Origin of the sequence: Cetobacterium sp. ZWU0022, assembly GCF_000800875.1 — a bacterium.
In the GTDB taxonomy this organism is placed as follows: domain Bacteria; phylum Fusobacteriota; class Fusobacteriia; order Fusobacteriales; family Fusobacteriaceae; genus Cetobacterium_A.
This window is the reverse complement of sequence record NZ_JRJZ01000115.1, coordinates 1-2,432: the sequence shown is the minus strand read 5'-3', so window position 1 is coordinate 2,432 and position 2,432 is coordinate 1. Positions and strand designations below refer to the sequence as shown.

Annotated in this window: 2 protein-coding genes; both read right to left on the bottom strand. The window is 27.4% G+C overall.

Annotated features, from left to right (window positions below):
• Positions 1-1,916, bottom strand: a 1,916-nt coding sequence (locus tag L988_RS09080) for a Tn3 family transposase (RefSeq protein ID WP_047383616.1), incomplete at its 3' end; no start/stop codon positions are given.
• Positions 1,906-2,432 (bottom strand): recombinase family protein (locus L988_RS13295; RefSeq protein ID WP_052191781.1); only part of this gene is annotated, 527 nt, incomplete at its 5' end. The genes L988_RS09080 and L988_RS13295, both read right to left, overlap by 11 nt.

Below are 2,432 nucleotides of genomic sequence, written 5' to 3'. Positions count from 1 at the left end.
GTATAAATATTCTTTGAATTTATAGGAACTCTCATTCCATCTGAAGAAGATTTATCACCACTTCCCCAATTTTTAACTATTTCAAGTGAATGATGATAATTTATCAATCGTTTCTGGGCCTTAGATAAAGCATCACTATTGAAATAAAACTCATTGGTTCTTCTGAGTACAGATTCCTCTATAGAACTAGAGATAGCCATCTTTGAAAATCCTATATTATGCCCGTTTGCCATTAAAGTAGCAATCAAAGGTTTTTGTTTTTGAGAAAAGCTATTATCTTTTCCTCTTATATCCTCTAAGACTCCAGTCCAAGAGTTAACTTCATAAAGAATTTCAGTCATTGTTATCTTAGGAAAAAGACTATAGATTTTATCACTAAAATTACTTTTTTCATCTGGGATAATATCTGTAGAAAATACTAATTTCTTTGGAATAGTTAGTAAAGGTTTTAAACTCTCCAAAAATTTTAAAGATTCTTGATTATCTGCCAGTTTTTGAGATTCTATGAGATAATGATCAAAACTATTGTATTTCCTACTTTCTCTAACAAAAATATCACCAGACCTAATATAGTCTCTTATAGAATATAAAAGAGCTAACTCAATAGCTTTTTTACTATACTCTAGCTTCTTAATATTTTTTTGCCATTGAGAACTAAAAAACGAGATATCCAGTTCGATTTTTTTCTTGTGTTTAAGATTAGGAAAATCCTTAAGATATTTTATAAATTCAGGTTTTGTATAGCTATCAAACTCAATACATTCCAGAAGTTGATTCGTATAATTGAAACTTTGATGAGATTTAAGAAGAAAATCAATTTCATCCATATCATCATCTTGGGATTCTAATTCAACTTTAAGAGGTTGAAGTTTATCTTGATATTTATAGAGGTCCTCAATTTGCTTTATTTCTAATATGTTTTTTACAATTTCCTTTAGCTTTTTTGAGGTGAGTTTCAATTTTTCTTGAGCTTGAATATTGTATTCTCTTGATTTTTTACGACTTCTTTTCATAACTGTGTGAGCATAATTAGATGTTACTTCAATCACCATATCTACGAACTCTTTTCTCTTAAAATGGATAAACATAGCAAGATAAGCATCTTTTTTTTCATTATTTAGAAATCTTTCTATTCTATATTTATCTGATTTCTGAATTTCCAGTGCAAAATATCTCAGTTTACTGTCACTTAGAAAACTAAGATCTGGAGTTTTTCCAAAATTATCCAATTCTTTTATAGTTTTTAAAAGTTCTTTAACTCCACCAGAGTTTGGATTAACTGTAGTATTTTTTATTCTAGAATATATTGATGTCCCTGAATTTTCTATATTAAGAATACCTCTAATCTTTGAAATATCATTTATTTGAGAAAGAACTTGCTTATATATTTCAGATTCAACTTTTTCATTTGCAATCCATAAAAAGTGCTCAATCATCTCAATAGAAGGAGTTACAATTTTTCTATAGTTTAAAATTTCAAAAATATCTTTTACCATACTTAAACTGCTTCCGTTAGAAAAAGCAGCTTTATAAAAAATCTTTTCTGTTTCAGAATTATATTCAAATTTACGATAGCCTAAAGAGTTACATATATTTTGAAAATGTCTATCTTTCGTATTTCTTATACTCCAATATTTCTCAATATATTTTGTATTACACTCGAGTTGAATTGCTATAAAGTTTAATATGTTCTCTGGAATTTTATCAGTAACTCCAGTAATTCTTATACCTTTAGATTTAAGATAAAGAAACTGGAAGGCATAGCCAATTCTAAGATAGGGTTTTTCTAATTTTTTGATCTTATTAATCTCTTCTTTTGAGAGAAGAAAATTCACATTCATTTTTTTGTCTTCTACAAGAAAATTTAGAACTTCCTCTCTTTCTCTTTTTGTAAGAATCGTATTCCTATATTTCATCTGTATTTCCTTTTTTTAAAAGTGTTATGTAGTTGTAATAACACTGCTTACTTATTCCTAGTTCTTTTTGAATTTCTATAGCTTTCATCTCACGTTTTAAAAATTTTTCATAGTACTCTTTGAATTTATTTAACGATATTTTGGCTTTTCTTCCAAATTTACGTCCATCCTGAATAGCTCTTTTTCTTCCTTCAGAAGTTCTTCCAACTATCTTTTTTCGTTCCTGTTCAGCAACTTCAAGAATTACATCTAGTAGAGCATTAGCCATTATCTCAAGAAACCCACCATTTTCTCTGATTTTATCAATAATAAATTCTTTAAGGTATGGCATATCTAAACAAACTAGTTCAATTTCTTTTTTTATTAAAGAAATTATAAGTTCTTTAGTTTCTTTTCTGTTTCTTCCCAATCTATCAATTTCTTTAACAACTAAAGTATCTCCAGGTTTTAATATATTTAAGAGTTCATTTAGTCCTTCTCTATCTAAAGTTTTTCCAGTATATTTATCTGTAAATA